This window comes from Peribacillus sp. NPDC058002, assembly GCF_042886655.1.
GTDB lineage: Bacteria > Bacillota > Bacilli > Bacillales > DSM-1321 > Peribacillus > Peribacillus aracenensis.
In genome coordinates this window covers 3,300-7,094 of sequence record NZ_JBHVQU010000186.1, presented here as the reverse complement: position 1 = coordinate 7,094, position 3,795 = coordinate 3,300, and the positions used below count along the sequence as shown (strand labels likewise).

At 38.1% G+C, this 3,795-nt stretch carries 4 protein-coding genes; 1 reads left to right on the top strand and 3 read right to left on the bottom strand.

The features are described 5' to 3' along the window. Positions 1-298 precede the first annotated feature (298 nt). Entirely contained in the window at positions 299-715 is a 417-nt protein-coding gene (locus ACFVSH_RS20945) for a PaaI family thioesterase (protein ID WP_192204393.1), read from the top strand. Between the two features lie 157 nt (positions 716-872). On the opposite strand, the gene ACFVSH_RS20940 is transcribed toward ACFVSH_RS20945, so the two are convergent. The 3 genes from ACFVSH_RS20940 to ACFVSH_RS20930 all read right to left on the bottom strand — a co-directional run. Continuing rightward, on the bottom strand, positions 873-1,445 hold the full coding sequence (locus ACFVSH_RS20940) for a hypothetical protein (RefSeq protein ID WP_387707638.1): 573 nt from the start codon (positions 1,443-1,445) through the stop codon (positions 873-875). 338 nt (positions 1,446-1,783) lie between these two features. Then, complete coding sequence (locus ACFVSH_RS20935) at positions 1,784-3,004, bottom strand: MFS transporter (RefSeq protein WP_260287467.1); 1,221 nt, start codon at positions 3,002-3,004, stop codon at positions 1,784-1,786. A gap of 65 nt (positions 3,005-3,069) precedes the next feature. After that, positions 3,070-3,795: amidohydrolase family protein (locus tag ACFVSH_RS20930; RefSeq protein ID WP_387707636.1), on the bottom strand; the 726-nt coding region annotated here is incomplete at its 5' end.

Below are 3,795 nucleotides of genomic sequence, written 5' to 3'. Positions count from 1 at the left end.
GCTCCCGCAGGAGTCTCGCACTTGCGCTCCAATCAACCTTAAATCGTTTAGTTTTAAAAACAACAATCTTTACGAAAAGAGCTTAAGCAAAAAAACTATTAGTAGGTAGGCAAATTCGATGAAAAGCCATTTTGCCTAAAGTTTTTCTAAAAAACATTCCAGTTAATTTCAGATATCCGCTCTCTTTTTCGTATTTTTTTACTTTATTTGTAAACTTAACAACTTCATTGACATTTAACATCAATATGTATGTTAGAATATTCTGTAGTTTCAACTTATTCAAGGGGGGGGTAATTTAATGGGGAAATCACTTAAAGGGCATGAACTTTTACAAGTTTTAACAGAGGGGAAACAACCTCCGAATTGTGATCTAACATTACAGATTGAAGCAAATTATGCCCAGGATGGAATTGCGAGAGGTGTATGGAAAGTAGATGAAAAGTTTATTAACGGAATTGGCGTAGCAATGGGTGGATTTGTCACTTCTGCAGCAGATATCATGATGGCTTATGCGATATCCTCTAAATTAAGTATCGGACAATCCTTCGCATCCATTGATTTACATACTACCTTTCATCGACCAGTGAGATTAGGAGACGTACAGGTTGAAGCAAAAGTAGACAGAATCGGAAAAAAAACTGCTTATGTACTCGCAGATTTATTTCAAAATGATAAAAAAGTGGCAAGCGTTGTGTCATCAGTTATGATTCTTTAAACTAGATAAAAAAGCATGTTGCACAAAAAGTCCTTCGTAACATGCTTTTTTCATTTAGACAATTCGATAAAATCAAGAACGTCCACAAGATTCACCGCTTCGCCAAATCACCTCATTGTAAACTACCATTTTGAATTTTATTAGGATAGCCCCATCATCAAACAAACCATCGCAGCACAGGGCTTTTGAGATCCATGGTGAATAGACCGTAATCAATGACGACCATTTCATCATTCTCGTTATATCCGACATTCTCTAAACGCAAATCTATTGGTATAATACCGTGCCTCAGTAATTTTAATTCCACCTTGATCAGTTTCGTATATTCCTTGATTACAAACGGCACTTTCGTGTCCACCTTTTTCATGATAATCCAGCCCGTCCCATGCTCCTTAACCGGACATAAATACTTTTTGACTTCCTCATTACAGTTATTATATATATAAGCTTCATTTGCATTGCTTATTAATCCTACTTCTGACAATGCAATTTTTAAAATATAGCCATTATTTAAATCATAGACGACCCGGTTTAAACCATGCCCGATCATTTTATACTTGAACTTTAGCGTTTTTCTGGCGGTAGATACTTTTTGTCCAGCGGTTTTATAAATTTGGAATATCCCTATTTGAGATATCCAGGACTCAATGGCTTTCATCTCTTGCTTGGACAGTATTGTACTTTTATTCGGCTGATGTATCCTTTCCTTACCATTTTTAATTGGCCACATTCCCTAAACGTCTCCTTTTTTAAAAATTTGTTACTAGGGAGATGGGTTTACTTGGATGAAAAAACAATAGAAGAATAAATGCTTGTTCTAAGTTTTTCAAGATTTCCCCCTCGTTATACGATATGCCTTTACTATAAAACGGCTTGTACTGTAGCTGAGGATACTATAAAAAACTACAAATATTTCAATGAATGGGCGGAAAGAGATAAACCTGCTTATTTTCGAGTCTTCTTAAATAAGGCCAAAAACCCCGGGATTGGTTTTCAAGGCCAAATCCCAGGGTTTTTTCTTTCCATATTGTTTTCGTTTTTGACAGGTATACGTCGCCTTTTCATCTACTATGCTAATAAGTCAACATCTTTTGGTTGCTCCATATGATGATTCTTTTTAATGGACAGCGCAGCAATTATTGAAATGGCGGAACAAGCGATCAAGAACCAAAATGCCCCATTATAGGATCCTGTAAGGGTGATGATAAAGCCCATGACAAGAGGTGATATGAAACCTGCGGCCTGTGCCCCCATATTAATTACACCCATTGCGGAACCGATAACCTTTTTAGACATGATTTTATGCGGCAAAGCAAAAGCAACTGTAAAGGCAAAGCTTTTAAAGACCATACAAAGATTCAAATAAACCATTGCAGCTACTAAGGAGGTCGATGTAAACATCAAATATAGGAATATCCCAGACATAAGCATGCCAAATGCCGCATAATATTTTTCCAAATTATTAAAAAACCTGTCAAGAAGCCATCCACTGAACAACATGGCAACTCCCGTTGAGATACCCGGTAATGCTGCATAAAAACCCATGGACAACAGATCCATTCCTCTAGCTTCCATCAAATAAGATGGAATCCAGGAGGAAAGTCCCCAATTTACTATTCCGGCAGCAAACCACATGACAGTTATTTTCCACAATCCGGAATTCATAAGCAATTCCTTCATTGGAACACTAGTGTCTTTTAATGGAGCAGTGCTTTCTTTTGGTTTAAAATATACCCAGAAAGCTATCGTTAACAATATTCCTAGCAATCCGATTACATAAAACATGTTTCTCCAGCCCATAAATAAAATCATCGGCGCAGCCACCAGCGGGGCAAGTGCCATCCCAAAGTAATTGGATGACATCAAGTAAGCAGAAGCCTTTGGCCTTTCATCCCGGGGAAAATAATCCGCTAGCCCTTTTTGGGAAGCGGAAGGATATCCTCCTTGACCGAGCCCGAAAAGAAAACGTATGACGAGTAACGAAATAAGAGACCAGGCAAAACCGGTAAATACGGTAAAAACAGACCATACAATGATTGACCATATTAAGACTTTTCTCGAACCCAGTTTATCTGTTAGCCATCCTCCTGGTATTTGCATGATGGCATAGGATAAGAAGAAGCTACTCAAGATTGCCCCGACAGCAGCAGCATCCAAATTAAATTCTTCCTTAATAGATACAACAGCCACACTCATGACCATCCGATCCAAGTAATCAACCAGATAGCCAACAAACAGCAAAAATAATATAAAGTGCTTATTTTGGGACCCTCCAATGTAACGCTTCATCTTATTCCTCCCTTTTTCTACTAATCCTTCTTTTTTCTTTCCATATGCAAATTAATGCGTATTATCTATCGATCCTGAAATGTTGCCACTTTATTTATTTTTGAACTTTGGAACCTTCTAATCACCTTCCCATATCGTGCTCCTGTGTATTCCCCATGATAAACGGTTAATTTTCCATTTATATAAACCACATGTATGCCTTCAGGCTCTAATAGCGGCTCTTCAAATGTAGCTCGATCTTTAATTTTTTCGGGATCAAATATAACAATATCTGCCTGATATCCCTCTTTAATTAACCCCCTATCCTTTAATCTCATTAGCTGCGCAGGAGCACCTGTCATTCGACGAATCGCTTGTTCAAGCGTCAAAGCTCCTTCTTCCCTAACATATTTGCCTAATACTCTCGGAAATGTCCCGTGTAATCGTGGATGCGGCTTACCACCAAAAATCCCATCAGATCCCACCATTTGCAGCGGATGACACATACTCTGCAAAACATCTTCCTCAAAGCCCCAATGAATGACCATTGCTACATTCCCTTTTTCCTCAATAAGAATATCAAATGCGGCATTTTCAGGGGATTGCTGCCTGATTTCTGAAATTTCAATCATATCCTTACCTTCTAAGCATTTATTAGAACCCGTTTGAACGGAGGTAATCATGATATTTTTCCAGCCACAATTCAAAACCCAATTTTCATAATCTGTGTTTGTTTTAAATTCATCAGAGATTCTTTTTCTGAATTCTGGAATACTCAATCGTTTCAGCGTTTCTTCCGTTCCGCCTGCATG

Excerpts from the sequence above, each read along its gene's own strand:
- ACFVSH_RS20945 (WP_192204393.1), top strand. The coding sequence starts at position 299 with ATGGGGAAATCACTTAAAGGGCATGAACTTTTACAAGTTTTAACAGAG.
- ACFVSH_RS20940 (WP_387707638.1), bottom strand. The coding sequence starts at position 1,445 with ATGTGGCCAATTAAAAATGGTAAGGAAAGGATACATCAGCCGAATAAA.
- ACFVSH_RS20935 (WP_260287467.1), bottom strand. The coding sequence starts at position 3,004 with ATGAAGCGTTACATTGGAGGGTCCCAAAATAAGCACTTTATATTATTT.